The 22,372-nt window shown below is 52.8% G+C and carries 24 protein-coding genes; 4 read left to right on the forward strand and 20 right to left on the reverse strand.

The genetic code is table 11. The features are described from left to right. Nucleotides 1-80: 80 nt before the first annotated feature. The 10 genes from NSU18_RS06900 to NSU18_RS06945 all read right to left on the reverse strand — a co-directional run bounded on the left by NSU18_RS06900 (nucleotide 81) and on the right by NSU18_RS06945 (nucleotide 9,874). The gene (locus NSU18_RS06900) at nucleotides 81-1,409 is read right to left on the reverse strand and encodes an ABC transporter substrate-binding protein (RefSeq protein WP_341021000.1); all 1,329 of its coding nucleotides are present in this window, start codon (nucleotides 1,407-1,409) and stop codon (nucleotides 81-83) included. 194 nt (nucleotides 1,410-1,603) lie between these two features. Then, a complete protein-coding gene (locus NSU18_RS06905; RefSeq protein WP_341020999.1) occupies nucleotides 1,604-3,379 on the reverse strand; it encodes a cache domain-containing sensor histidine kinase in 1,776 nt (591 codons plus the stop codon). 5 nt (nucleotides 3,380-3,384) lie between these two features. After that, entirely contained in the window at nucleotides 3,385-5,052 is a 1,668-nt protein-coding gene (locus tag NSU18_RS06910) for a response regulator transcription factor (protein WP_341148616.1), read from the reverse strand. A gap of 393 nt (nucleotides 5,053-5,445) precedes the next feature. Continuing rightward, entirely contained in the window at nucleotides 5,446-5,847 is a 402-nt protein-coding gene (locus tag NSU18_RS06915; protein ID WP_341148617.1) for a GNAT family N-acetyltransferase, read from the reverse strand. Between the two features lie 79 nt (nucleotides 5,848-5,926). Beyond that, the gene (locus NSU18_RS06920; RefSeq protein ID WP_341148618.1) at nucleotides 5,927-6,496 is read right to left on the reverse strand and encodes a histidine phosphatase family protein; all 570 of its coding nucleotides are present in this window, start codon (nucleotides 6,494-6,496) and stop codon (nucleotides 5,927-5,929) included. A 12-nt stretch (nucleotides 6,497-6,508) separates the two neighbouring features. Beyond that, the gene (locus tag NSU18_RS06925) at nucleotides 6,509-6,946 is read right to left on the reverse strand and encodes a hypothetical protein (RefSeq protein ID WP_341148619.1); all 438 of its coding nucleotides are present in this window, start codon (nucleotides 6,944-6,946) and stop codon (nucleotides 6,509-6,511) included. A gap of 29 nt (nucleotides 6,947-6,975) precedes the next feature. Next, a complete protein-coding gene (locus tag NSU18_RS06930; RefSeq protein WP_341148620.1) occupies nucleotides 6,976-7,515 on the reverse strand; it encodes an AAA family ATPase in 540 nt (179 codons plus the stop codon). A 20-nt stretch (nucleotides 7,516-7,535) separates the two neighbouring features. Further along, nucleotides 7,536-7,811 carry a hypothetical protein gene (locus NSU18_RS06935; protein ID WP_341148621.1) on the reverse strand — a complete coding sequence of 92 codons (276 nt, stop codon included), beginning with the start codon at nucleotides 7,809-7,811 and terminating at the stop codon, nucleotides 7,536-7,538. Nucleotides 7,812-7,894: 83 nt separating this feature from the next. Continuing rightward, entirely contained in the window at nucleotides 7,895-9,301 is a 1,407-nt protein-coding gene (locus NSU18_RS06940; protein ID WP_341148622.1) for an NAD-dependent malic enzyme, read from the reverse strand. A gap of 81 nt (nucleotides 9,302-9,382) precedes the next feature. Next, nucleotides 9,383-9,874 (reverse strand): hypothetical protein, encoded by a 492-nt coding sequence (locus tag NSU18_RS06945; RefSeq protein WP_341148623.1) that lies wholly within the window; start codon nucleotides 9,872-9,874, stop codon nucleotides 9,383-9,385. Nucleotides 9,875-10,009: 135 nt separating this feature from the next. Between NSU18_RS06945 and NSU18_RS06950 the strand changes: the two genes are divergently transcribed. From NSU18_RS06950 to NSU18_RS06960, 3 genes are all read left to right on the forward strand, one after another. Continuing rightward, nucleotides 10,010-11,002: an acrylyl-CoA reductase family protein gene (locus NSU18_RS06950; protein ID WP_341148624.1), complete on the forward strand. Its 993-nt coding sequence runs from the start codon at nucleotides 10,010-10,012 to the stop codon at nucleotides 11,000-11,002. Nucleotides 11,003-11,082: 80 nt separating this feature from the next. Then, on the forward strand, nucleotides 11,083-12,537 hold the full coding sequence (locus NSU18_RS06955) for an alpha/beta hydrolase family protein (protein WP_341148625.1): 1,455 nt from the start codon (nucleotides 11,083-11,085) through the stop codon (nucleotides 12,535-12,537). 44 nt (nucleotides 12,538-12,581) lie between these two features. Then, nucleotides 12,582-12,971 (forward strand): MerR family transcriptional regulator, encoded by a 390-nt coding sequence (locus tag NSU18_RS06960; protein WP_341150995.1) that lies wholly within the window; start codon nucleotides 12,582-12,584, stop codon nucleotides 12,969-12,971. Between the two features lie 90 nt (nucleotides 12,972-13,061). On the opposite strand, the gene NSU18_RS06965 is transcribed toward NSU18_RS06960, so the two are convergent. From NSU18_RS06965 to NSU18_RS06995, 7 genes are all read right to left on the reverse strand, one after another. After that, nucleotides 13,062-13,835, reverse strand: coding sequence for a cupin domain-containing protein (locus NSU18_RS06965; protein WP_445321792.1), 774 nt, complete (start codon nucleotides 13,833-13,835; stop codon nucleotides 13,062-13,064). A gap of 603 nt (nucleotides 13,836-14,438) precedes the next feature. Continuing rightward, the gene (locus NSU18_RS06970) at nucleotides 14,439-15,020 is read right to left on the reverse strand and encodes a YfiT family bacillithiol transferase (RefSeq protein WP_341020983.1); all 582 of its coding nucleotides are present in this window, start codon (nucleotides 15,018-15,020) and stop codon (nucleotides 14,439-14,441) included. Continuing rightward, on the reverse strand, nucleotides 15,010-15,696 hold the full coding sequence (locus tag NSU18_RS06975; RefSeq protein ID WP_341020981.1) for an HAD family hydrolase: 687 nt from the start codon (nucleotides 15,694-15,696) through the stop codon (nucleotides 15,010-15,012). Before NSU18_RS06975 ends, NSU18_RS06970 begins: the two co-directional genes overlap by 11 nt. A gap of 20 nt (nucleotides 15,697-15,716) precedes the next feature. After that, a complete protein-coding gene (locus NSU18_RS06980) occupies nucleotides 15,717-17,342 on the reverse strand; it encodes a glycoside hydrolase family 9 protein (protein ID WP_341148626.1) in 1,626 nt (541 codons plus the stop codon). A gap of 58 nt (nucleotides 17,343-17,400) precedes the next feature. After that, nucleotides 17,401-18,141 (reverse strand): GTP pyrophosphokinase, encoded by a 741-nt coding sequence (locus NSU18_RS06985; protein ID WP_341148627.1) that lies wholly within the window; start codon nucleotides 18,139-18,141, stop codon nucleotides 17,401-17,403. Nucleotides 18,142-18,476: 335 nt separating this feature from the next. Continuing rightward, nucleotides 18,477-19,511 carry an HD-GYP domain-containing protein gene (locus NSU18_RS06990; RefSeq protein WP_341148628.1) on the reverse strand — a complete coding sequence of 345 codons (1,035 nt, stop codon included), beginning with the start codon at nucleotides 19,509-19,511 and terminating at the stop codon, nucleotides 18,477-18,479. Between the two features lie 155 nt (nucleotides 19,512-19,666). Continuing rightward, nucleotides 19,667-20,125, reverse strand: a complete 459-nt coding sequence (locus NSU18_RS06995) for a hypothetical protein (RefSeq protein ID WP_341148629.1) — start codon at nucleotides 20,123-20,125, stop codon at nucleotides 19,667-19,669. Nucleotides 20,126-20,207: 82 nt separating this feature from the next. On the opposite strand from NSU18_RS06995, the gene NSU18_RS07000 reads away from it, so the two are divergent. Beyond that, nucleotides 20,208-20,507 carry a Dabb family protein gene (locus NSU18_RS07000; protein WP_341148630.1) on the forward strand — a complete coding sequence of 100 codons (300 nt, stop codon included), beginning with the start codon at nucleotides 20,208-20,210 and terminating at the stop codon, nucleotides 20,505-20,507. Here the strand turns inward: NSU18_RS07000 and lepB are convergent. The 3 genes from lepB to NSU18_RS07015 are packed head-to-tail and all read right to left on the reverse strand — an operon-like array spanning nucleotide 20,504 to nucleotide 22,334. Further along, nucleotides 20,504-21,001, reverse strand: a complete 498-nt coding sequence (gene lepB, locus NSU18_RS07005) for a signal peptidase I (RefSeq protein ID WP_341148631.1) — start codon at nucleotides 20,999-21,001, stop codon at nucleotides 20,504-20,506. The two genes, NSU18_RS07000 and lepB, sit on opposite strands and share 4 nt — an antisense overlap. A 25-nt stretch (nucleotides 21,002-21,026) precedes the next feature. After that, entirely contained in the window at nucleotides 21,027-21,434 is a 408-nt protein-coding gene (locus tag NSU18_RS07010; RefSeq protein ID WP_341150997.1) for a DUF4265 domain-containing protein, read from the reverse strand. 27 nt (nucleotides 21,435-21,461) lie between these two features. Then, entirely contained in the window at nucleotides 21,462-22,334 is an 873-nt protein-coding gene (locus tag NSU18_RS07015) for an SDR family oxidoreductase (protein ID WP_341148632.1), read from the reverse strand. Between the last annotated feature and the right edge of the window lie 38 nt (nucleotides 22,335-22,372).

A 22,372-nucleotide genomic window follows, 5' to 3' on the forward strand; every position in this document is an offset into this window, starting at 1 on the left:
ATAAACCCCGGGCACAGCCCGCCTCCTGAACTCCCGGAAGCTGCAGGCCACGCCCAAGGTTCACGGTGTGCACAACCTAATTATTTGATCTGTGACTCGGCCTGGGCCTGGGCATCGCTCAGCACGCTGTCAATATCCTTGCCGTTCAGATAATTCTGCATCTCTACAATCAGGATGTCTTCAATCGCATACGTGTTAATTCCGTAATTGACGCTTGGAATCTGCTCCGTCCAGGCGGCGAAATCCGAGACAATCTTCTGGCCGCTGAAGAATTCATTGGCCTGGCTGTATGCCTCTCCGCCCGCAGCCGCTTTGAAGGTTCCAATGACACCGATGTCGGTGAGCAGCTTCTGGTACATTTCCACATTCGAGCCGAAGGTCTTCGCCATGAAGTCAGCGGCCGTCTCCTTACCGTCCACATTCATGACATACCAGGAGCTTCCGCCCAGGTTCGAGGCATGAACGGATTTGTTCACAGTCAGCTTCGGAAGCGGTGCAATGCCCCACTTTCCAGATTGTGACGCTTCAGCCGTAATCGAAGGTGTGATCCAGTTGCCTGTCGGCACGGAGGCAACATCGCCGCTGTTCAGGGCGGCAACGAACTGGCTCCAGTCTGCATGCACCTTGGCCACGTTCGATTCAGTCAGCTCCTTATAGATCTCAAAAGCTTCCTTAAGTGGTGCATTTCCCGCGATATTCGGCGTCTTGCCGTCTTCCTTCAGGTACCACTCGCCTGCGGATTGAATCATCACCCGGATCAGTCCGAGGTCGTTCGGATCGAGTGTAATCAGCGCTTTGCCGGTTTTCTCTTTCACCGCTTTGCCGATTTCAATATATTGCTTCCAATCGATATCCTGCAGATCGGCCAGCTTGTAGCCTGCCTGCTCCAGATAGTCGGTTCTGAGATAGAGGCCGGTAACGCCGGAATCAAAAGGAATCCCGTACTGCTTGCCGTCCAGGCTGGTCGGTCCGCTTTTGTAATCCGCGAAGTCGGTGCCCTTGATCGAGCTGCTCAGATCGTAGAAGGAATCCTTGTACGATTGCAGGAAGCTCTGGGAACGGTAATCCTCAATCAGCACGATGTTCGGCAGACCCTTGGTGGTTCCGGAATTCAGCCCCGTGTTCAGCTTCTGGATGATATCCGCCTGCGCATATTCCACAATGTTAATTTTCACGTCAGGGTTCGTCTTGGCATATTCTGCTTTGGCCACTTCCAGTGCGGCGATGTTGAAGGCAGGGTCCCAAGCCCAAATCGTAATTTCCTTTGCCTGTGCAGGCTCTGTAGCTGTTGTATTCTCTGTCTTTCCCGTGTCCGCGGCCGTATTGCCGGAATTCTTGGAACCGGAGTTCGAGCTGCAGGCCGTAAGCAGCAGCAGGCAAATCAGGACTAACGCAAAGCCTTTTTTCATTGGTAAGCCTCCCCTTTGATGCGCTTTACTGTATCCCGCTTGAATGTAAGCGCTTATTTATTACATAAGTAATCTTATCACCCGCTCCGGGGGACCCGTTAGAACTTACTTTATGGGGATTGGTCATTTTATCGCCTGATTGTAAGCGTTACCTTGACTGACGTTTGTTCTTTTTTTGGAAAATGGTAATAATCTCACTTCTTCATCAGCGGCAGGCGGATTCGGATGGCAGTTCCCTCCCCCGGCGCACTCTTAATCGTGACTCCATACTCTTCGCCGTACATCAGCACCAGCCGGTCATGCACATTCCTAATACCGATTCCGGTGAACAGCTGGCGCTTCCCCTTAAGGCCGGACATAGGCAGATCAGCCGCTCCCATATCCATTCCGTCCCCGTTATCCACCACCTCACAGAGCAGAGATCCGGCATCCTGGGAGATGAGGATATGGATAAATCCGCCGCTTTTGCGCGTAAACGCATGGAAGAAGGCATTCTCAATAAACGGCTGAATAATCAGCTTCGGCAGATGACAGTCCATACAATCCGGGGAGACGAAGAAATTCACCCTGATCCGTTCGCCGTACCGCACCTGGTTGATGAACACATAGGATTTCAGATTCTCCAGCTCCTGCGTCACCGTAATGCTCTCACTGACATTGCTTAGCGCATTCTGCAGCATTGAGATCAGGGCATGAATCGTATGCACCGCCTTCTCTTGGCTGCCCTGCTGCACCAGGAAATTGACCGAAGCCAGCGTATTGTACAGAAAATGCGGGTTAATCTGATGCTGCAAGGCCGCAAGCTCGGCATTCCGCTGCTCCTTCTGCGTCTCCACCAGCTTCTCGACATATTCATTCAGCTCGTCAAGCATATAGTTATAGGCATGGCCCAGCTCCTGAAATTCAAAGCTCCCCGTAACCGTAATGTAATTGTGGAAGTTACGCTCGGTAATCTTGGACATCTGCCGGGTAAGCAGCGTAAGCGACCGGGTCAGCCTTCTGAAGATCAGAAACACCACGATCAGGGCCACGGCCACGATGGCTGAGCAGAACAGCACGACCATTTTACCGTTGACCATCTGGCCGAGGGCCGTCTGCTTATCGATCAGGTTCACAATATAGAAATCATAAGACGGCAGGTAATCCGCAATCAGAATCGAATCCGTGCCCTGGAAATCAATGTTCTGGTACGCAAGCTGCTGCTCCTCAATCTCGCTGGCCACCTGCAAGAGATCCCCTGCCTGCTGGCCCATCAGATCACTGCGGTTGCTGGACACAATCATCCCCTGCTTATTCAGGATCACCACATCATTCCCGGTACTGACAAAGCTCCCGTAGAAGGAGCGGAAATCCTTTTCATGAATGGTAAAATACAGCGTCCCGTAAATATCGCCGCTCGTCCGGTCCATCAGCGCTTTGCTGCCCACGATCACTGCTTCCTTCTTCGGCGAATCCTGTACCGTCTCCTCATAGAACTGGTACATCAGCCGTTTCGGTTCCGCCAGCGTATTCCGTGTCAGTTCATGCTCCCGAAGCTCCCGGTCACTCATTAGCAGATTGTTCGTATTGGTGGAGTAGCTGCGGCCGTTTTTGCCCATGATTTTGATCCCGACCTGGTAGGCATCAAGCGTGGACTGAATCTTCTTCATCTGCGTGGTCATATTGTAATAGGTCCGCAGCATCCGCAGGGAGTCCGAGTCCTCCTCAGACAGGAAGGAGCGGATCGTACCGCTTAGCTGAGCATTATTGGTAGCCGTTACAACCGAATAATGAAACGCTTCAAAGCTCGACTTGATCTGGCTGATCACCTTGGAATTCGTAATGCTGAACGTATTCATGAACAGCTTCTCCGACATGCGGACGGTCGTCCAGGAGGAAGCGATGGCTACAGCGATGATGCTGATCAGCATGACGATGAAGATTTTGATGAACAGGCTGTGGAATTTGAACCGTTCCCAGTATCTGCGCATACGCTCTACTCCTGCCCGTAATACTGACGCCGGTAGCTGCTCGGGGACAGCCCACTATATTTCTTGAACACTTTGCAAAAATAGCTGTGGTCTCCATATCCAACCATGCTGCTAATCTCCGCTATCGGTGCCTCTCCGGCCCGCAGCAGCTCTGCCGCCTTGCCCGTGCGGACCTTGTTGAGATGCTCCTTGAAGCCCTCGTGATTGTAGGTCGTGAACAGGCTCGACAGATACGAGGGGTTGAAATGAAAATGACGGGCCAGCTCCGTAAGGGTCAGCGGCTCGGCATAATGCTCCTCAATGTACTGCAGCAGCTTCGTCATATTGGCATTGCTGCCCGGTGCAGGCACTGCCGATGAAGTCAGCTCCATGATCCGGCTCAGGTAATCATCCAGGATCTGCATGGCCTGCTCCGCTGTGCCCGCTTCATCGATGGCCCGGAACAGGCCGTATTTCCCCTCCTCCAGCTCCTGCAGATGGCTGAACTGATTCGTAATATTGAAGATGATATTGCCCAGGAAGGACTTGAACTGATACACATCCCCGTCATTCTGGCGGCTGAGCGCATCAACATGCTGATGCAGGTCACCGAACGCTTCCGCCAGCTGCTGCCGCTTCAGCTGTGCTGTGAAGGACGTCAGATTGAACTTGGGCAGCGACGTCTCCTGATATGGACGTACCGGCTGGATGAGCAGGGTCTGCTCCGGCCGGAAAAACCGGCACTGCTGTAGTCTCGCAACGCTCTCCTGCTGGACGGCCGCCAGCTCGCTGAGCGAGCTGAATCTCCGGCTGAGCGTCAGCCGAATTTCCGTTTCTTGCCCGGCCAGCGTATCGGCTAACTGGTGTACAGCCTCCAGCAGCTGCGGCCAATGGGCTTCCTCCAGATTAATTAGCATGAATGTAGAGCCCGAAGGCTCTCTGCCTGGAATGACGCACTGCTTCAGTCCCGGAACATGCTGGTTGAGTTCACCGGTGATAGAGCTGAAGATGGTGGTGTCATGGGCGCTAAGAGCGATGCTGCTTGCGGCAGCGTAATCGCCGCTACGGTTAATGGCGTTGTTGCTGCTGGCAGAGTGTATAGCACTATGGCCGCTAGCGTTGCCGCCCGCTGCTGGCTGTGCTGTTTGGGCCGGCTCCCAGCCCAGCAGCGTGTAGCTGTTATGCGGAAGCTGCTGCTTCACATACGCTTCGCTCTCCGGCGGCAGCCGGTAACCGGACAGCATCCGGCTGAGCAGGGTATCCAGCGGCTGCGCTTCTGCCTCCGTTTGTCCTCCGGCGGTACTCAGTCCCGGAATGCGGTCCCGGGTTTTTTGTAACACCTGCAATAAGGCCCCGGCCTCCAGCTTCGGCTTTAGAATATAATCCGCCACCCCATGCTGGAACGTCGAACGCACATAATGGAACTCGCTGAAGCTGCTTAGCACAATCACCTCGGTAGCCGGATAATCGCGCTTCACCAGCCGGGTTAACTCCTCGCCATCCATCACCGGCATGACAATATCCGTAATGATGATATGCGGCTGCAGGGTCTGCAGCGAATTCAGCGCTTCCCGCCCGTTGGCCGCTTCACCCACAATCTGAAATCCTTCCTGTTCCCAGTCCAGCACATATTTAATCCCTTGCCGGACCAGGATTTCATCGTCCACAATCAACACCTTGCATATTGGATTCATGATTCTCCCCCTACCTTCTCTATTCTTAACCTCTGGCCCTAGCCGCTATGAACGGATTATAAAGCGCTATCATCGAGATGGTCAAACTAAAAATAAGAGCAGGGAAGCTTTCCCGGCTCTTGTAGCGTATAAGCGTGGCTCATACTAACCTGATTTTAGCAGGAATCAAGGTACACTTGGCTGATTGCATTTTGTACAGCAGATAAGGTCGAAATGTCCTCCAGAATGCATTCTGCTGTATTTGGTGCAACAGATTTCCTCAAAAGTGCTCATAACAGACCAAATTCCAATATTCTAATGCATGAACTACAACAGAACGTGAAAATACGATGGTTTCTTGGCTTTTGATTGTACAAAGTACAATCAAAGGCTGAATTGGAAAAGTAGTAGACCCTAATGCGAGCTGAGATGCTTGCGGTACCCCTCGACCTTTTCCTCCCTATACCCCATCGCCTCATAGAAAATATGCGCTTCCTTCCGCTTCTCTCCCGACACGAAAATGATATAGTAGCAGTCCCGTTCATGCGCAATGTCTTCGATCGCAGTCATCAGCTTCTTGCCAAGCCCCTGCCGCCGTGCGCGCGAAGATACGACCACATTCTCAATCACCATGAACGGACGGCAATCCCCCACCAAGTCCTGGCAGACGATCCCCATCAATGAGCCTAGCAACTCCCCGTCGGCAAAAGCTCCCAGCAGCACATACCGCTCATCCTCCCGGATTGTCCGAAAGGCTTTCTCCAGCTTCAACGGGTCCGCCCGTCCGCCCGTTAATTCATTGTAGAGTGTGTTCAATGCGTCCAGTGATGCGATTTCGATTGGTTCGATGGTTAATATGGCAGGTCGCCTCCGCGTTCATATTGTTGTGGTGCAATTACTTCATTTCATACATAAATATTTGACCATTACGTGGGTAACGCATCCGTTCTGCCTTGTAGCCCCTGCGCCGGAGCCTGCGGTCTAGAACTTTCATGAACGCACCATGACTGACAATTAGTACATAGCCTTCTTGCGCAGACTCCTCATCATCAATAAGTAGGGAGTCAATTACTTTATCCGCTCGCCGCAGAACAGCTGCTTTGCTCTCCGCTTGAGAAGAATGACCTACCGACCAGAACAAACGTCCAAGCACAAGCCATAGGTTAACCGGCAGTCGCAGTCCGCTAAGTCTAATTGTCTTGAGCCGCGGTGCAGTTACACTAATCTCCCTCAATAGCTCTGTATACACAAATTTTCGAGCCTCAAAATAACTTGCCGTAAGTACCGCCCTCTCCTGATCACTACACAGACAAAGTGTCCAGCGCTGCCCGCCTATCTCATGTTCAGGAGCCTGAATAGGTGCTAATTCATACTCTTGGACCCACTGGTTGAATTGTTCCCCTGTCAGCCAAGTCCGCTGCGGTTTAATATCTACTTTGAAATGCCTAATCAGTCCCAGCTTCAATCTCCTAATCCCCTACTTCTCATACTTGAGCTCAAACTCCTCACTCTTCCCGTCCCACTCGGCAGTGACTTTAATGACGGAGTCTTTTTTCTCAACAGAGCCATTTCCAGAAGCGCCCATTTTCAGCATAGCTACTTCAACAGGCCCCTCGATAGTCTGGCTGCCGCTGCTATGTTTAGCTTTGAACGTATATTTCATCTGTTTAATCTCTTCGAGATCAGACTGGTCGCCTTTGTAACGCAGTACTAAGTTATACTGCTTGGAGCTTTCACTGGTTACTTTATTCTTTTTGGTAATCAGCTTCTCATTTGCCTCCTGCTTATAGACACCCGACCAGTTGTCTCCCTCGCCCTTGAACGTATAGTTGAAATAGGTCGTTTCTGTATTGCAGGACGTCAGCAGCAGTAGCAGAATTGCAGGAAGCAACAGCACACGCAGTATCTTCCTCATGGTCAGCCCCCTTTTCCACATAGATTCAATTAGCTTGAACGGGATAGGAATTGCAGTACTGCCTCCACCCGCTCCTCCACTGTAAAATCCCCTTCCAGCCGCAACAGATCGCCGTTTATCCCAGCCATCCAATCCTCATGCAGCGTGCGGCTGCGGACCTCAGGCCCTGCCGTATCGTACTGCGCCGCCCAAGCCATGAACTCCTGTACATCCTCATATTTATCTCCGCCCGGCAGACCCTCATCACCGTATCGTTCATACTCCCGCGCCCGCAGCCGATCCAGACGGACCTGCTCAGGAATCCACAGGAAAATCACCAGATCGAAGGTGTCCCGCAGCGAATCCCCCCAGCCGCAAACCGCACCGGACAGAATCCACGGTTCATGCTGCGCCATGTCAGCCCGCAATCTACTTAGACGCTCTGTTACATCACTTGGCCTGCTGTACTTCTGCTCCCAGAAATAATCGTCACTGTCCAATTGAACATACGGAAGCCTCGCTGCCAGCGCTTTCCCCAGGGTACTCGTCCCGGCCCCGGAAGCTCCCATAATATGAATTCTGCGGTACATAAGCCCTCCTGAATGGTGAATTATTGTATCCAATTGTATATATTACCATGCTGCTCCTCATATTTAAACAGCGTAGCCTGTCTCTGAAGGACGCGCTGCCCACCCCAGCAGGAAGTAAGTGGATAAGCGTATTTTAATTTCTCGAATTTCGGGGATTCCCAGGAGACAAGTGGAAAAAGTACAACTGTTAACTCTACTTTTGAAGACTTTCCTTGAATCACGATAATTAAGTGTTGTTTATCCAATTGATGCCCTGCCATGCCCCCAATGGCCAGCAGCAAGTGTACAAAATCCATCTAATTCCCGCAGACGCAAACAAAGCCGCAGCCCCAGGCCACAGCTTGTTTGCCTTTCACCCTCCAGATGCCCAGCCCGCTCCTCAGCTCACATCCGGCGGGATGCGCCGGGCGATGCCGGTCGCGATGGCGGCCTTAATTACAGCCAGACGTACCTGCTCCACAACCTTCTCGTTGAAAATGCTCGGAATAATATATTGCTCATTCCGCTCATCCGGGTGGACCACTGCTGCAATCGCCTGCGCCGCTGCCAGCTTCATCTCCAGATTCACCGTCTTGGCCCGGCAGTCCAGCGCCCCGCGGAAAATCCCCGGAAAACACAGCACGTTATTAATCTGGTTAGGGTAATCGCTTCTGCCGGTTGCCAGCACCCGGACGTAAGGCTCGGCCAGATCCGGCTCAATCTCCGGGGACGGATTGGCCATAGCGAACACGATGCTGTCCCGGGCCATACTCTGCAAATGGCTAACCTGCAGAATTCCTCCTCTGGATACGCCGATGAAGACATCTGCCCCGCGTACCGCCTCGTCCAGTCCTCCGCTCAGATTCTCAGGATTCGTGGCTTCGGCCAGCCAGCTCCATTCAGCATTGGTATAGGCTTCGTTCCGGTTCAGTATCCCTTCCTTATCTACCGCATAGAGGTGCTTCGCACCCGCCGCCAGCAGCAGACGGCAGATCGATACGCCAGCGGCACCGATGCCGACAACCACAATCCTGGAGTCTGCAATCTTCTTCTCGACGACCTGGAGCGCGTTCAGCAATCCGGCCAGAGCCACTACTGCCGTTCCGTGCTGGTCATCATGGAAGACCGGAATATCCAGCTCCGCCGACAGCCGCCGTTCAATCTCGAAGCAGCGCGGAGAGCTGATGTCCTCCAGATTGATGCCCCCAAAGCCGGGAGCAACCGCTTTCACAATCTGAATAATTTCTTCCGGGTCCTTGGTGTCCAGACACAGCGGGAACCCGTCAATATCCGCCAGCTGCTTGAACAGCATGGCCTTGCCTTCCATCACCGGCATCGCCGCCTCCGGTCCGATATCGCCAAGCCCCAGCACTGCGGTGCCGTCGGTGACGACAGCTACCGTATTTCTTTTCATCGTCAGGGAATACGCCTTGGACGGATCTTCGGCAATCGCCGTACAGACACGGGCCACGCCTGGGGTATACACCAGCGACAGATCCTCGCGGTTCTTGATCGGCATCTTCGGGGTGACCTCGATTTTGCCGCCGAGATGGGCCAGGAAGGTGCGGTCGGAGACATTGATGACTTTGATTCCAGGCATATTCTTCAGCACGCTGATAATCTCTTCATTCGCCGCATCCTGCACATTCACTGTCAGGTCACGGGTCGTCACATCCTTGCCGCCACGTATAACGTCAATCGCTACAATATCGCCGCCGGCTGCTGCCAGCCTGGACGCCACATCGCCAAAAGAAGCTTCTGCCTTACGGATTTCAAGCCGGATAATCATCGTTGTTGCAATGGACATAGAGTATGCCTCCCTCATCAGACGGATGAATTCTACCCTCAATATACTACAGTTCACTTGTTGTTCACAATTAAATCCGGGTTAACCGGGAATTTCCCAGTTCTCAGCCAGCTCTAGCAGCTCTGCTTCCGCAGCCTCTTCATCTTGCCCCAATACTTTCGCTTCTATATAGTAGGTGACAGTATCATCGCTCTCACTCTTGCCGGGACGCTGATAACAGAGCCAATAATAAGTAACTTCAGGGGCTGGATAGACCGCACTCCCCTCCTGTATGAACTTGATCAGTTCTCCTTGGCCTGCCGGTGTCTGCACAGGCTTCCTCCATAGCAGCTCTGTATGGTTAGGAATACTGATATAATTACCCGGACGGCTCTGATCGCCAAGCGTCAGCTCCAGCTGATCCAGAGTCACAGCCTCCACCCCTTGCAGATACCGTGCAGGCTCATCCTCACTTAGACGCAGCCGGTGTACTGCCGGGCCAGAATCAGATGTTGCGGATACATACAGTGCTCCCCCGCCCAAAACGAGACAGATTGCTGCGGTAAGCACGGTTTTATGCAATTTCACTCTCATACGAACGCTCCTTTGTAACCATTTAGTGTAGGATATCATTGTGTTTCGTAAGTTGACAGGGCACAATAGTAATGGCGCGAAGCCTATGAATTCTTATTTAAGAACAAATACAGCACGGATTAGGAGCGAGAAGATATGACGAACCCTTTTCAAGCATTGGTAGTGGACAAGACAGAACCATTCTCCGTTGAAATTAGACCGGTATCCCTGGAGGAACTGCCCGCCGGTGAAGTGTTAATTAAGGTAGCTTATTCCAGTGTAAACTATAAAGACGGGCTGGCAAGCATCCCGAATGGGAATATTGTGCGAAATTATCCGTTCATTCCGGGGATTGACCTGTCAGGGACGGTAGTCTCTTCAACAGACAACCGCTTCCGCGAAGGCCAGTCTGTCATTGCCACCAGCTATGGGATCGGCGTATCCCATTTCGGCGGGTTCAGTGAATACGCCCGCATCCCTGCGGATTGGGTTATTGAACTGCCGGAAGGCTTGACACTGCGGGAAGCGATGATCTACGGCACAGCCGGATTCACGGCGGCGCTGTCTGTTCAGGCGTTGGAAGCCCAAGGCATGGCCCCTGATCAGGGAAAAGTACTCGTCACCGGTGCCACCGGCGGTGTCGGAGGTGCGGCAACCGCCATCCTGGCGAAGCTGGGCTATCAGGTCACAGCCAGTACCGGCAGAACGGATGAAGCCGGGTATCTGCAGGCGCTGGGTGCTGCTGAGGTGATCTCCCGCGAAGAGGTCGCGGGCACTGTGGTGAAGCCGCTGGACAAGCAGCTATGGCAGGCCGCCGTAGATTCAGTCGGGGGCGCTCCGCTGGCTGCTGTCCTGAGCAAAATCGCTTACGGCGGCGCAGTGGCCGCAAGCGGCTTAACCGCAGGCACAGCCGTCCCGACCACCGTCCTGCCGTTTATCCTGCGCGGAGTCAGTCTGCTCGGCATCGATTCCGTTGCTTGCCCCATGGAGAAACGGGACAAGCTCTGGCAGCGCATGGCAAGTGACATGAAACCGGAGGTGCTGGATACGCTGGTGGACCGGGAGATTTCTCTGACTGAGCTGCCTGCGGCGCTTCAGGATATTCTCAAGTCGGGCACCCGGGGCCGCATACTTGTTCGCTTATCCTAGAAATTGAGCCTTGACCTTGAAGTGTACTTCAACCTTTATACTCTAATTGTTCCAGATGAATAGAGTTGGAGGTAGGTCAAATGAGATTATTTGAGATTGCAGTCATTGTGGTGATCCTGGCTGTTACAGCAGGAGTAATTGGCCCAAAGAAAAACCGGAGGCTGGATACCCTTATGCTGATGGCTGTCGTTATGGCTGTGGTGCTGCATGGGGTGCTGGAGAATTACCGTATCCAGATGGCTCCGGCCTACGCCGCAGCACTCGGGTTGTTAACCATACTGGGATTCAGACTTATTAAGCGTGCCCGGACGGGTCAGCCTGAACGGTATGCGAAGCTATGGAAGAGTCTGTTGCTTATACTTGTCCTCCTTCTTTCAGGAGTATCCGTCTATGCATCCAGACTGCTGCCGATGTTCACCCAACCCGAGCCTACTGGGCAATATGCTATCGGGACGATCGTACGCGAGCTTACCGATGAGCAGCGTAACGAGACGCTGAACGCAGAGGAAGACGGCAAACGGAAGCTGATGATTAACGTATGGTATCCAGCCGATCCTGACCAGACTGAGGGTAAGCCTAAGGAGCATTATCCCTCCGCACTGGGCGAAGCCATTAGTCTTGTATTCGGATTGCCGAAGCAGCTATTCAGCCATGTCACCCATATTCCTACACATGTTACAGATGATGTGCAGCTCTCAGCACAAGAAGCCAGCTATCCGGTCCTGCTGTTCTCGCCGGGTATTCGCTCCACCAGATTTCAGAGTATGACGATTATCGAAGAATTGGTCAGCCACGGCTATATTGTCGTAGGGCTGGATCATCCTTATACCTCAGCCAAGGTCACTTACCCGGACGGCAATTCAGTCTACTACATGCCTGATCCGAAGTTCGATACTTCCGCAGAGCATTACAACTACAATGTGAATGGAATTTCCGTCCGTGCAGCGGACGCCAGCTTTGTGCTGGACATCCTGACCGCTTGGAATGCCCAAGACCCGAATGGATTGTTCCAGGGCAGGCTTGATCTCAGCCGTGCAGGGATCTTCGGCCATTCCTATGGCGGGGCGACAACCGCCGAAGCTTTGGCCCAGGACAAGCGGTTCAAGGCCGGTGTCAGTCTGGAGGGCGGGTTCTGGGGACAAGTTGCCCATGAAGAGCTGACGCAGCCTTTTATGTACATGATGACCGGAACGTCTGCGCAGCATCTTGCACATCCCGAAGCCAACACAGATCCCTTGATCTATGAAGAATTTATACCGGATCTAAAGTCAGTCATGAGCCACAGCACCAGGGATACCTATTATCTGACGGTGGATCGTTTCATTCACCAGAGTTTTACAGATATAGCCTTGCTGTCGCCTTCCTTATTCGCCAACGGTCTAGATCCGGTGCATATTATAGATATAAACAGAACCTATGTCCGGTCATTCTTCGATCAGTATCTGCTAGATGAGCCGCAGACAGTGCTGAACGGTCCGTCGGCCGAATACCCGGAAGTAATCTTTGACCCGGCATACACGCACAAGAGACCATAGCAGAGATAGATATTGAATACAGGAGGGATTACCAGGTGAAGAGAATGACCCGTGGCGAGCTGGCGCGGCAGTCGGGGCTGAGTGCAGCAACCATCCGTTACTATGAGGACAGCGGCATCCTGCCAGCCCCGGAGCGGACCGCGAAGGGATACCGGATCTACTCTGCTGATGTTCTGGTCAAGCTGAAGTTCATTAAGGATGCCCAGTCCCTGGGTTATTCACTGAGAGAAATCCAGGCGGCGCTTGCCCTGTTCGGCTCGAAGATGGATGAAGACACCCTGAAGGAACTCGTCCGCGACAAAATCACCGAAATCGACGAAAAGGTTGCCTCCCTGTATGCTATCCAAAGTATGCTGGCTGGTCTGCTTGAGACCCCGCAGGAGGATATTCAGAATTATCTGCAATCCTTCAAGGTTCCAGATCAGAAACATTGAAGGCAAGCAATCCCTTCTTAGATTACAAAAAACGGCAGCGTCATTCTGCATACACAGAATACGCTGCCGTTTGTGTTGTTTGGATTTCTGTTATTCGGTTCCAGCCTCATGAACAGCTTGCGGAGGAGCCTGGACGTATTGCTGCTGGCGGTAGGACTGGGCATACGGTTGAGCATAATAACCGTGCACCGCCATCGGCTGGTAGCCGAAGGATGGCGGAGCCTGCTGCTGGTGCATGTAAGGCGGCATGTTCGCATTAGCCATCATCGGCGCCATATTGGCAGGAGCGATGTGGGTTCCCTTCATATTCTCGGCTGCCGACTTCGCAGGAGGACAGCAATCCGCAGGCGGACCAATGAAGGTCTGAGGCTTCACCGGAGCGAGTGCTTCCTTAACCAACGCTTCATTGAGGCAGTAGGTATGTGCCAGCACATTGGCCGGAGTTAGGCTCAGAAGATCCGAGAAGAGGATAACCTCCGGTGTAGGGGCATTGAAGACCGCCAGCAGATGGGTGCAGTCCATCGTGGCCACTTCATAATGCCACCAGCCCTGCGGCACATTGGCAACCTGGCCCGGAGTAATCGGAAAATGCAGCAGTTCATTGGTAAACGGGTTAATCAGCGACACGACAGCCGCGCCCGAGATACAATACACCAGCTCAGCGGCATTTTGATGATAATGCGGCTCGACCACATTGGATCTGCTGAGATAGATATCGAGCAGCGAGGTATTCTCCAGGGTGTTCAGATTTTTGATGCCCAGCACATTGATATAATTGCAGTCATCCTTCTTGAATAAGGTGTTGCCGTTCATATCAAACGTAAACTGTGTATTGGGCGACGTATAGTCCATATAAGAGGTCACACATATCCGTCCTTTCCTCGGGGCCGTTTTTATCGTTCTGGTTACAGGATATGTATCCGCCCATGCCCAGGTGACGATGAATAGCTCCGCCGCACACTAAAATTGCAGCTTAAGCGGAAATGAATAGCTGGATGGGCGATTAGACAATGGATTGGCGGGCGGACGGGCGGACGGGCGGACGAGCGGACGAGCTGGGCTGGATGGGGCTGCAAACGTAAAAGGAGCAACGTCTCACATCCCCCGCAGCCGCCCTATGCTATTGTATGCGGTTTTCAGCATACATTTTGCCCGGAGTCCCCCTTCCTCCTGAATGTATACTGTTTTCCACATACATTTTGCCCGGAGTCCCCCTTCCTCCTGAATGTATACTGTTTTCCACATACATTTTAACCAGAGGCCCCGTATCCACCCGAATGTATGCTGTTTTCGGCATACATTTTGCCCGGAGTCCCCCTTCCGCCCGAATGTATGCTGTTTTCCACATACATTCCAGACTCCTCGTTTACTCTTCGCGCCTCCGCACCCTTTTTCATTCCCGCACAAAATAAAAAGACGGCGGGTAAACACCCTCTCCGTCTGTTCATGGTAAAACAAAGTTATCACTTACCAGCCGCTTCGCCGGATCAATGCTGTAATCTGCGCGATATGATGGCGGCTGTGCCAGATGTACCTCTCCACTGCAGTATCCAGTGTCATCTCACCAAGACCACCGCTTATGAAGGTCCGGTCATAATCCTCAGGCTGCAAGGATTCCAGTAAGGCTGCGAATCTGCGGTTAAGCAGTCCGATGAGCTGGAGTGAGGATTCCACCGGCTCGTTGGAAGAATCGCTCAGTTCTGCCCACAGATCCTGTCTGTAGCTTGGAACGAGCGGCGCTTCCTCCGTCAGCCCCCGCTTGAAGCGGAGGTATGCATACATCCCCGTATCGGCGAGATGGTGCACGACCTGAATCACAGTCCAGCCGCCCGGCCGGTAAGGGGTCTGCTGCTGTTCAACCGTTAACGGCTCTACTGCTGCCCGCAGCTCCTCTGCCAACTGCCTAAAGACGGCAACGGATGCTTCCCGCACTTCTGCTGTCCGGTTCCCCTTAGCGGCGAATCTTCCAATCGGGTATTTTAACAACTCCAGTTCCTGCTCTTCCACATTGTCGTTCATTTCGCTCACAGCTCCTTTGTTATTGTTCATTGGATATCAGCCCATGGGCCTCTTCCAGTGTTCCCGCTGTAACATCAGGCTTGACTTCAAGCTCCCAGGACTGACCGTTCCGGTTGAGCCAACAGGACTTGATTCCGGCTCTGGCTGCTCCGAGGATATCTGACGCCGAGTCTCCAATATGGATAATTTGCTCCGGCTCCACCCCATAATGAGCTATCACCTCAGTGAACATACGGTTATGCGTGTCATTCTTATAAGACTGATAAGTCTCCGAGGTGAACAGCGATATAGGATAATTCCGGTAGAACTCAGGGAGCATAAGATCATCTGTATCACTTACAATACATACCTGATAATCCCGGCATATGCGGTGTAAGAAGGCCTCAGTGTCATCATACATTTCCGACAGCCTGTGCTGGGTAAAGAGGTTATCCACTGCCCGCTCGCAATCGTAATCCAAGCCGGACTCCTGGAATACGTCCTGAAATCCTCTGTAATAGATCTCCCTGCTGCTGATAAAAGTACCCGCCTCCCGGGCTTCGCAGGCTGCGGCATAATAACGGCTCAGCAATTGCTTACCGAGCTGCAGTGCCTTTTCTTCACTGAACTTCTGCTGGAGAATCGGCCTCCAGACTTCTGCCCGCCTGCTCTCAATATTCACCAGGGTCTGGAACATATCCAGACTAATCACTTTGAATGACTGCATGGGCCCGTCTCCTTAACTGATCAGCAATTGAATCTCGCCGTCACGAACAATGCCGGTGAATTCCAGTAGATCGTCACCTCATTCGTGGAATAACTGTCCTCGTGATCTGCGTAGCACTGGGCTGCGGGTTTGCGCCGCAAATGCTTCTTCACATATTTATCATGCAGCCCCCGGTCCGGACCGCCAACCACCAGGCCCGGAACCGGCTCAAGCACATGATCGCCTACAGACGGGCGGTGATGGGGATGCATGACCGCATGTTCGCCGAAGCCGCTCACATAGCTGATCCCCAGCACATTGCGGCCCAGCAAGTAATGCAGGTGATCTAGAGCACAAGCTGCATATTCCTGTACCCCGCTGAAATGTTCCGCTGCCAGCAGCAGCATGGCATGGTTCATGACCAGCATATTGCTGCCCCAGATATAATCCTGCTCCAGCAGCGAGATTCTGTAGCCGTCATGACGGCTCTGCCGCAGCAGGCGGTCTGCTTCTGCCAGCAAGCCCTCCCTAAGCTCTGCATAGAGAGATGGCTCCGTGCCTGCTTCCCCTATGAGCAGATAAGCCAGTGTGCCATAGCCGCCCATATCCCCCCAGCCGAAGCTGTATTTGGGGAACGGCAGCTTGGCAAGCTCAAGAGCTGCACTATGGAACTGTTCATCTCCCGTCGTGCGGAATAGCTCCGCCGCTGCCCAGAAGCGCTCGTCACTGTCTACCTTATCGCCATATTCCCCCGTGGTAATCCCGCGCGGATTGGTGAAGCCCGGCACATGCGGATGCACAGTCAGCCAGCTCCAGGCAGCCCGCGCGGCTTCCAGGCACCGCGCCGCATATGCTTCATCGAACGGCTTGTAGATCCGCGCCGCCATAGCCATCACACCGGCGAAATCCCCGGTAGCAGCCGCAGAGACCGGCGAGAAATACAGCTCCGCCGTATCCTCCTCCGGCATCACATCAAGGCCGGGGAAATGCGCTGTGGTCAGCTTGTGGTAGACCCCGCCGCTGCCGGACTCTTGCATTTTGAATAGCCAGTCCAGCTCAACAGTGCATTCCAGCAGGACATCCGGCAGGCTGCCGTCACTCTCTGGAAGTGTATGTACACCAGCAAACGCCGCAGGATACAGCTCCCAGGCCAGAAGAAGATCCGCTACGGCCTTCGCACCAGGCCCGGAGTATTTTCCATAGTCTCCTGCATCATGCCATCCTCCGCTGCTGTCCAGTCTCAACCCGGGCTGGCCGATGACTGTACCTTCTGCCAGATGGCAGGCCTTATGCCCCCAGGCTCCCGCATACTCTCCTTCAAGTTCCAGGCCGCAGCGGTAGTAATAGAAGGCTTTCAGCAATCCCCGCTGCAGCTCCTGATACGGCTTGTCTGCAACAACAAATGCAGCGGAGTGTTCCCCCTCCGCCCCCTCGATCCGGTACTTCCCGGGTAAGGTAAGCGCCGAGAAATCTCCGCTGCGCACACGGCAGCCGCTGGGCTTATCCTTAATATTAGCCCCCGTCTGTCCGGTGAATACCACATCCCCACTTCCTGTGTCAATTATATGGTAACGCAGGGTGTTCCCGGAGAACAGAGCCAGCTTATCTCCTCCGCTTGAATAACCCGCCTGGTTCACTGCAATGGTACAAAGACGCTTGTCACTCATCCTGTAGTCGCTCCCTTGATAACTCCTGTATGTATATGTCTTTCTGTCAAAGCATCCTCTATTCCTTCAACAGCTTAACAAAGTTATCAGGCAGACTGAACTGCTGATTGTTAAGGATCATATCCCGCAACTCGGAGAATGGATCTTCGTCCTCCTGCGAATCCTTGATTTCCTTAATTTCACGGTGCAGCCGCTCCATCTGCAGATCGAGTTCATACGCCTTGTCAGCCGCATTCTTAAGTTCACGGGTCAAGTTCTCTGGAACCGCCTGGCTGTATTTATAGAAAATTTTATGCTCCAGACTGGCCCAGAAATCCATAGCTATCGTGCGGATCTGTACCTCAACACAGACATGCTCCTGACAGTCCGACATGAATACGGGAACCTCGATCAGCAGATGCAGACTCTGATAACCGTTCGGCTTCGGGTTTTTAATATAATCCTTCACCTCAAGCACCTTGAGATCGTCCTGCTTCTGCAGCATGGCGCTAACCTGATAAATATCTGAAATGAACGAACAGGTGATCCGCAGCCCGGCGATATCCTTGATACTGGCTCTGATCTGCGGGAGGGACAGCTCACTGTTCTTGCGCAGCATTTTCTTCATAATGCTCTCCGGGGATTTGATCCGGGACTTGGTATGCTCAATCGGACTATAGTCGTGAAGAAGCTGGAATTCCTCTTTCAGAATATCAATCTTGGTCTCCATCTCGGCAAGAGCGAATTTGTAAATCATCATAAAGCGGGTAAGCTCGTATTTGAGCTGCTTCAATTTCTCTAACTGGTTGTCGGTATGCATCTTCATTTCTCCTTTATGCTGCTGTACAATGACTAGAATCACTATGCAACTCTTCCATCTCTCATTAATCATAGCCAATCTATGGCGTGAATACAAACCTTCCTCCGGTCACCTGGGTTCCTGCGCGCAACCTCCTTTCTTCTCTCTGCATACCAAGTGGAAACGGCATTGCCGTCCTTTTAAGGACGGTACCGTTTCAGCGAGAAATAGAAGGATAAGTTATCGTGTGCAACATATAACTTCTTATATTTGAAAAAAAGCCAAACTGTCCAGAAGGACAGTCCGGCCGTTCATTAGAAGAGGACGCTGCGGACAGTGTCTCTTCATCCGGTTATTCAGTTCACCACTTCATCGATGGACAGGCTGCGTTCACGCGACAAGTCGCGGAAGCCCTCGCCCACTTTTACCAGCGGCTTAAAGAGGTCCAGCGGGTTATTCATGACGATCATGCCCACTTCGCCGTTGCTGAGCTGTACATTCTTGCCCACAAAGCTCGGCAGTAAATGTCCGGTCAATGCCTGCACTACCGTCTCGTTCAGCTTGCCGAAGCCCATCTCATGCACCTTGCGCAGCACCGTAACCAGCCCCTGCTTGGGACGGTTCGCAGTAGAAGTGGTCAGCGACATATAGATGTTGGCTACCGAAACAATCTGGGCGTACGGATGAATCTCTTTTTTGAGCAGCTGATTCGGATAGCCTGAGCCATCCTCGTACTCATGATGCTGGAGAGCTACCAGCGCGGTAACCTCGTCCATTTTGGAGCCGCGGATCAGATCATAACCATAGAAGGTATGGCGTGCCAGCTCCTCCTTCTCGGAGTCCGTCAGCAGACCCTGCTTGTTCAGGATCGACAGGGGCACCTGGCTTTTGCCGATGTCATGCAGATAGCCCGCACGGCTGATCTGGTAACGCTCCTCCTTGGAGTAACCCATCCACGCAGCAATATAATAGGATAATAAGCCCACCTGTAATGAGTGGTGATATGTATCGATGTCATCCCGGTCAAGCAGAAGGAGCAGGGAGACAACATCCTTTTGACCTTCTAAGGTCTCCAGAAGCGGCTTCAGTGTATCATCGACTGCAGACTGCGAGAAGCTGCCCTTCGTCAAGGCTTCCAGAAAAATCGCTTCATAATTCAAAATAGCGAGATCAAAATCATCATGCAGCCCGTGGCTGGGTGCAGGTTCCTCACCCGTATGCAGCCCGCTGCGCGGCTCGATATCGACATAATCAATTTTGTGCCGGATCAGGATACTAATCTCTTCCCGCTCCACACGCGTCCCCTTGGGGAGAACGTGCAGCCCTACACCATTGAAAGTGTCTGCCATGAGACAATCACCGTGCTTCAGATCCGTGACATGTACTTTCAAGTACCAGCACCCCTTTTGTATGATTAGGAATATTCCGTTATGCTCCACTTGATCATAGTCAACAGACGGTAAAGTAACAATCCGGTGAAAGTCACAAACTCCAAACAATCTAGTTCTATAGAATCCCTGTCTTTAGACGCCTTTCCAAATTCTGTTCAGAACCATCTGACAAATCTCTTGTATTTTATCCTAATTTCATTCTCTTCTGCCCAGTACATTAGTCTCTTCCTTACCGCTACCGTGTCTTCTGTGAACCTGAAGCAGAGATTAACCGGGACAATCCGTTTGCCTGCAGGCAATATTCCTACTATCGGACCATCTATGTAAATGACCTTAATCCCTGACGCGGATATGCGTTCTTTGCGAATAATAAGCGAATCCGTCTCCCACTGAAGAAGGCCTTCTTTCCGCAGCGCGTTGATAATAATGAAGAGGCAGGCTGCGATGCTTAGTCCAATCCATACCAGTCTGATGTTGTATAAATAGAAATGTCTATCCGGATCGAGGTTAGGGGGCAGTGTTAGAATAATTATGGGAATTAGCACACCTATCAAGACTCTAAAAGGGTTAGGCGCTTTGATCCGGTCGGTTATGGCCAGGAAATCTCCGGTCAACGTATTCAACCTCCATCTGTCCAATTTGTAGTATAATCTCTAATGCAGTCCAACACTTTGTCCAAGGGGGAATCCATCCAATATGTATGAGCATCTCGTCGTCTTCCGCTTCAATGAGCATTTCGATAAAGGTCAGGAGCACGCCTTGTTACAAGCACTTCTGGCGCTTAAAAAGCAAATCCCCGGCATCATTGACCTTACAGCAGGCGTTAATGTGACAGAGGAGCAGGAGAATGTCCACGGCTATACGCTGGGGCTCCGCGTGACCTTTGAGAATCAGGAAGCCCTGCGTGCCTACGGGCCGCATCCTGCCCATCAGAAGTTCGTGTCCATGCTGGACGGAATCCTGGAGAACGTTGTGGTGGTAGACTACCCGATTTAGAACAACTGGTTCACATCGAACAGGACTTTGCCGATCAGCGCATCCTTGTCTACGAACGGAGTCTCCCATAGGTGGGCGTCATAGCTGACGTTACGGTTATCGCCCAGGAAAAAATAATGGTCTGCGGGAACGGTGACCGGCCCGAAGGTATAGGTCATCTTCTCCTGCAGGTATGGCTCATCGACTGCCTCATGGTTACGGTAAAGGGTGCCGTCCTTGATCTCAATCACGTCGCCCGGCAGGCCGATCAGCCGTTTTACATACCTTTTCTGCGCATCTTCGGCAACCGGCGGATGGAACACCACGATATCGCCATGCTTCAGCGAGGTATTCCAGAGCATTTTGTCCACCACAAGCCGGTCGTTAATTGCTATAGTCGGAATCATCGAGCCGGTAGGCACACGCATGGCTTCCGCTACGTAGGTACGGATAAATAAGGATAGAATAACGCCAATGGCAATACTCGGCACCCACTGCTTCAAGAATTTCTTCAATTTCCTTCACCTCAGATTCGTATAATTAGCCTTCAAAATGCTGAATAATCCGTGACATTTCCAGCTCCGCGTCCACAGCAGAGTGCTTAGGCAGATAGATTACCAGCAGTCCGCCGAAGATCTGCTCCCATCTGCCCCCATGCTCTGTCACCCGCTCCGTGAAGCTGCGGATCTCGCCGGAAGCCGCCGCCTCTTTGCTCAGCAGCCAGGCATACCGGACAAGCCCGGACTTCTTCACCGTCTCAATGTAATACGCGATCCCCTCACGCTCACTGACCCGGATAATATCGCCAAGCGCAATCCCAGGGTTAAAAATCGGCGTCTCCTCAATCCGGTAGGTGTCCTTGTCGACCCGGGTCACATCCAGGACCTCAATCTCCCGGCCTTGCTCATCAAAGCATATATGTAATCCAACCGTTCCCGGCAAAAGCATCCACCCCAATTCTGTTCTGTCATACTATCACTTCATCGACCGCAGTGATTTGGAGATGATGCTCTCCAGCACCTTCCAGGGAAGCAGGGCCTTGGCGATCATCAGCACCCGCGAGCCCCGGCCTACAGGATAGCGCAGCTTCGGTGCACGTTTCGCAGTGACCCGTCCTATCAGGTCAGCTACCTCCTGCGGATCGGGAGCTGTCTCGGACGCCCGCCGGGAGTACCGCAGTACTTCCTCAAGCCTGGTGTGATACGGGGAGCTTTCATTTCTGTGCATGCCCGTAATCCCTTTGTCCCAGATGGGGGTACGGAAGGAGCCCGGTTCAACCAGTACAACGCGGACGCCAAAAGAGAGCATCTCCTGGCGCAGACTCTCGCTGAATCCCTCCACCGCAAACTTGGAGGCGGCATAGGGACCATAGCCCGGGAATCCGCTCAGGCCGCTGACACTGCTCACGTTAATAATCAGGCCGCTGCGCTGGACCCGCATCAGGGGAAGCACTGCCTTTGTTACGGCAATCAGGCCGAAAAAGTTGGTCTCCAGCTGCCCTCGCCATGCCTCCATACTCACCTCTTCCACGAATCCGCCTACGGCAAAGCCGGCGTTGTTCACCAGCACATCAATTCTCCCGGCAAGCTCAAGACTAGCCTGAACGGCCGACGCAATCGAAGCTTCGTCCGTGACATCCAGTGCCAGCAGATGAATACGCTCCCGCACCCCCGCTTGCTCAGCCTGCTGAACCAGTTCCTTGCTGCGGCCGAGATCCCGCATGGTGGCAATGACCCGATACCCTTTGCGGGCCAGCGTAATTGCGGTCAATAGGCCGAACCCGCTGGAGGTCCCGGTAATCAGCGCAACCGGCTCATGCCCATGGGGCTGGCTTGGATTAGTGTTCATAGGGCACCTCCTTTTATTATTAAGTAAAATATACAGAA

It is taken from the genome of Paenibacillus sp. FSL H8-0048, from assembly GCF_038002825.1.
GTDB lineage: Bacteria > Bacillota > Bacilli > Paenibacillales > Paenibacillaceae > Paenibacillus_AQ.

Coding starts and splice junctions, on each gene's coding strand:
- NSU18_RS06900 (WP_341021000.1), bottom strand. CDS start 1,409: ATGAAAAAAGGCTTTGCGTTAGTCCTGATTTGCCTGCTGCTGCTTACG.
- NSU18_RS06905 (WP_341020999.1), bottom strand. CDS start 3,379: ATGCGCAGATACTGGGAACGGTTCAAATTCCACAGCCTGTTCATCAAA.
- NSU18_RS06910 (WP_341148616.1), bottom strand. CDS start 5,052: ATGAATCCAATATGCAAGGTGTTGATTGTGGACGATGAAATCCTGGTC.
- NSU18_RS06925 (WP_341148619.1), bottom strand. CDS start 6,946: ATGAGGAAGATACTGCGTGTGCTGTTGCTTCCTGCAATTCTGCTACTG.
- NSU18_RS06930 (WP_341148620.1), bottom strand. CDS start 7,515: ATGTACCGCAGAATTCATATTATGGGAGCTTCCGGGGCCGGGACGAGT.
- NSU18_RS06935 (WP_341148621.1), bottom strand. CDS start 7,811: ATGGATTTTGTACACTTGCTGCTGGCCATTGGGGGCATGGCAGGGCAT.
- NSU18_RS06940 (WP_341148622.1), bottom strand. CDS start 9,301: ATGTCCATTGCAACAACGATGATTATCCGGCTTGAAATCCGTAAGGCA.
- NSU18_RS06945 (WP_341148623.1), bottom strand. CDS start 9,874: ATGAGAGTGAAATTGCATAAAACCGTGCTTACCGCAGCAATCTGTCTC.
- NSU18_RS06950 (WP_341148624.1), top strand. CDS start 10,010: ATGACGAACCCTTTTCAAGCATTGGTAGTGGACAAGACAGAACCATTC.
- NSU18_RS06955 (WP_341148625.1), top strand. CDS start 11,083: ATGAGATTATTTGAGATTGCAGTCATTGTGGTGATCCTGGCTGTTACA.
- NSU18_RS06960 (WP_341150995.1), top strand. CDS start 12,582: ATGACCCGTGGCGAGCTGGCGCGGCAGTCGGGGCTGAGTGCAGCAACC.
- NSU18_RS06970 (WP_341020983.1), bottom strand. CDS start 15,020: ATGAACAATAACAAAGGAGCTGTGAGCGAAATGAACGACAATGTGGAA.
- NSU18_RS06975 (WP_341020981.1), bottom strand. CDS start 15,696: ATGCAGTCATTCAAAGTGATTAGTCTGGATATGTTCCAGACCCTGGTG.
- NSU18_RS06980 (WP_341148626.1), bottom strand. CDS start 17,342: ATGAGTGACAAGCGTCTTTGTACCATTGCAGTGAACCAGGCGGGTTAT.
- NSU18_RS06985 (WP_341148627.1), bottom strand. CDS start 18,141: ATGCATACCGACAACCAGTTAGAGAAATTGAAGCAGCTCAAATACGAG.
- NSU18_RS07000 (WP_341148630.1), top strand. CDS start 20,208: ATGTATGAGCATCTCGTCGTCTTCCGCTTCAATGAGCATTTCGATAAA.
- NSU18_RS07010 (WP_341150997.1), bottom strand. CDS start 21,434: ATGCTTTTGCCGGGAACGGTTGGATTACATATATGCTTTGATGAGCAA.
- NSU18_RS07015 (WP_341148632.1), bottom strand. CDS start 22,334: ATGAACACTAATCCAAGCCAGCCCCATGGGCATGAGCCGGTTGCGCTG.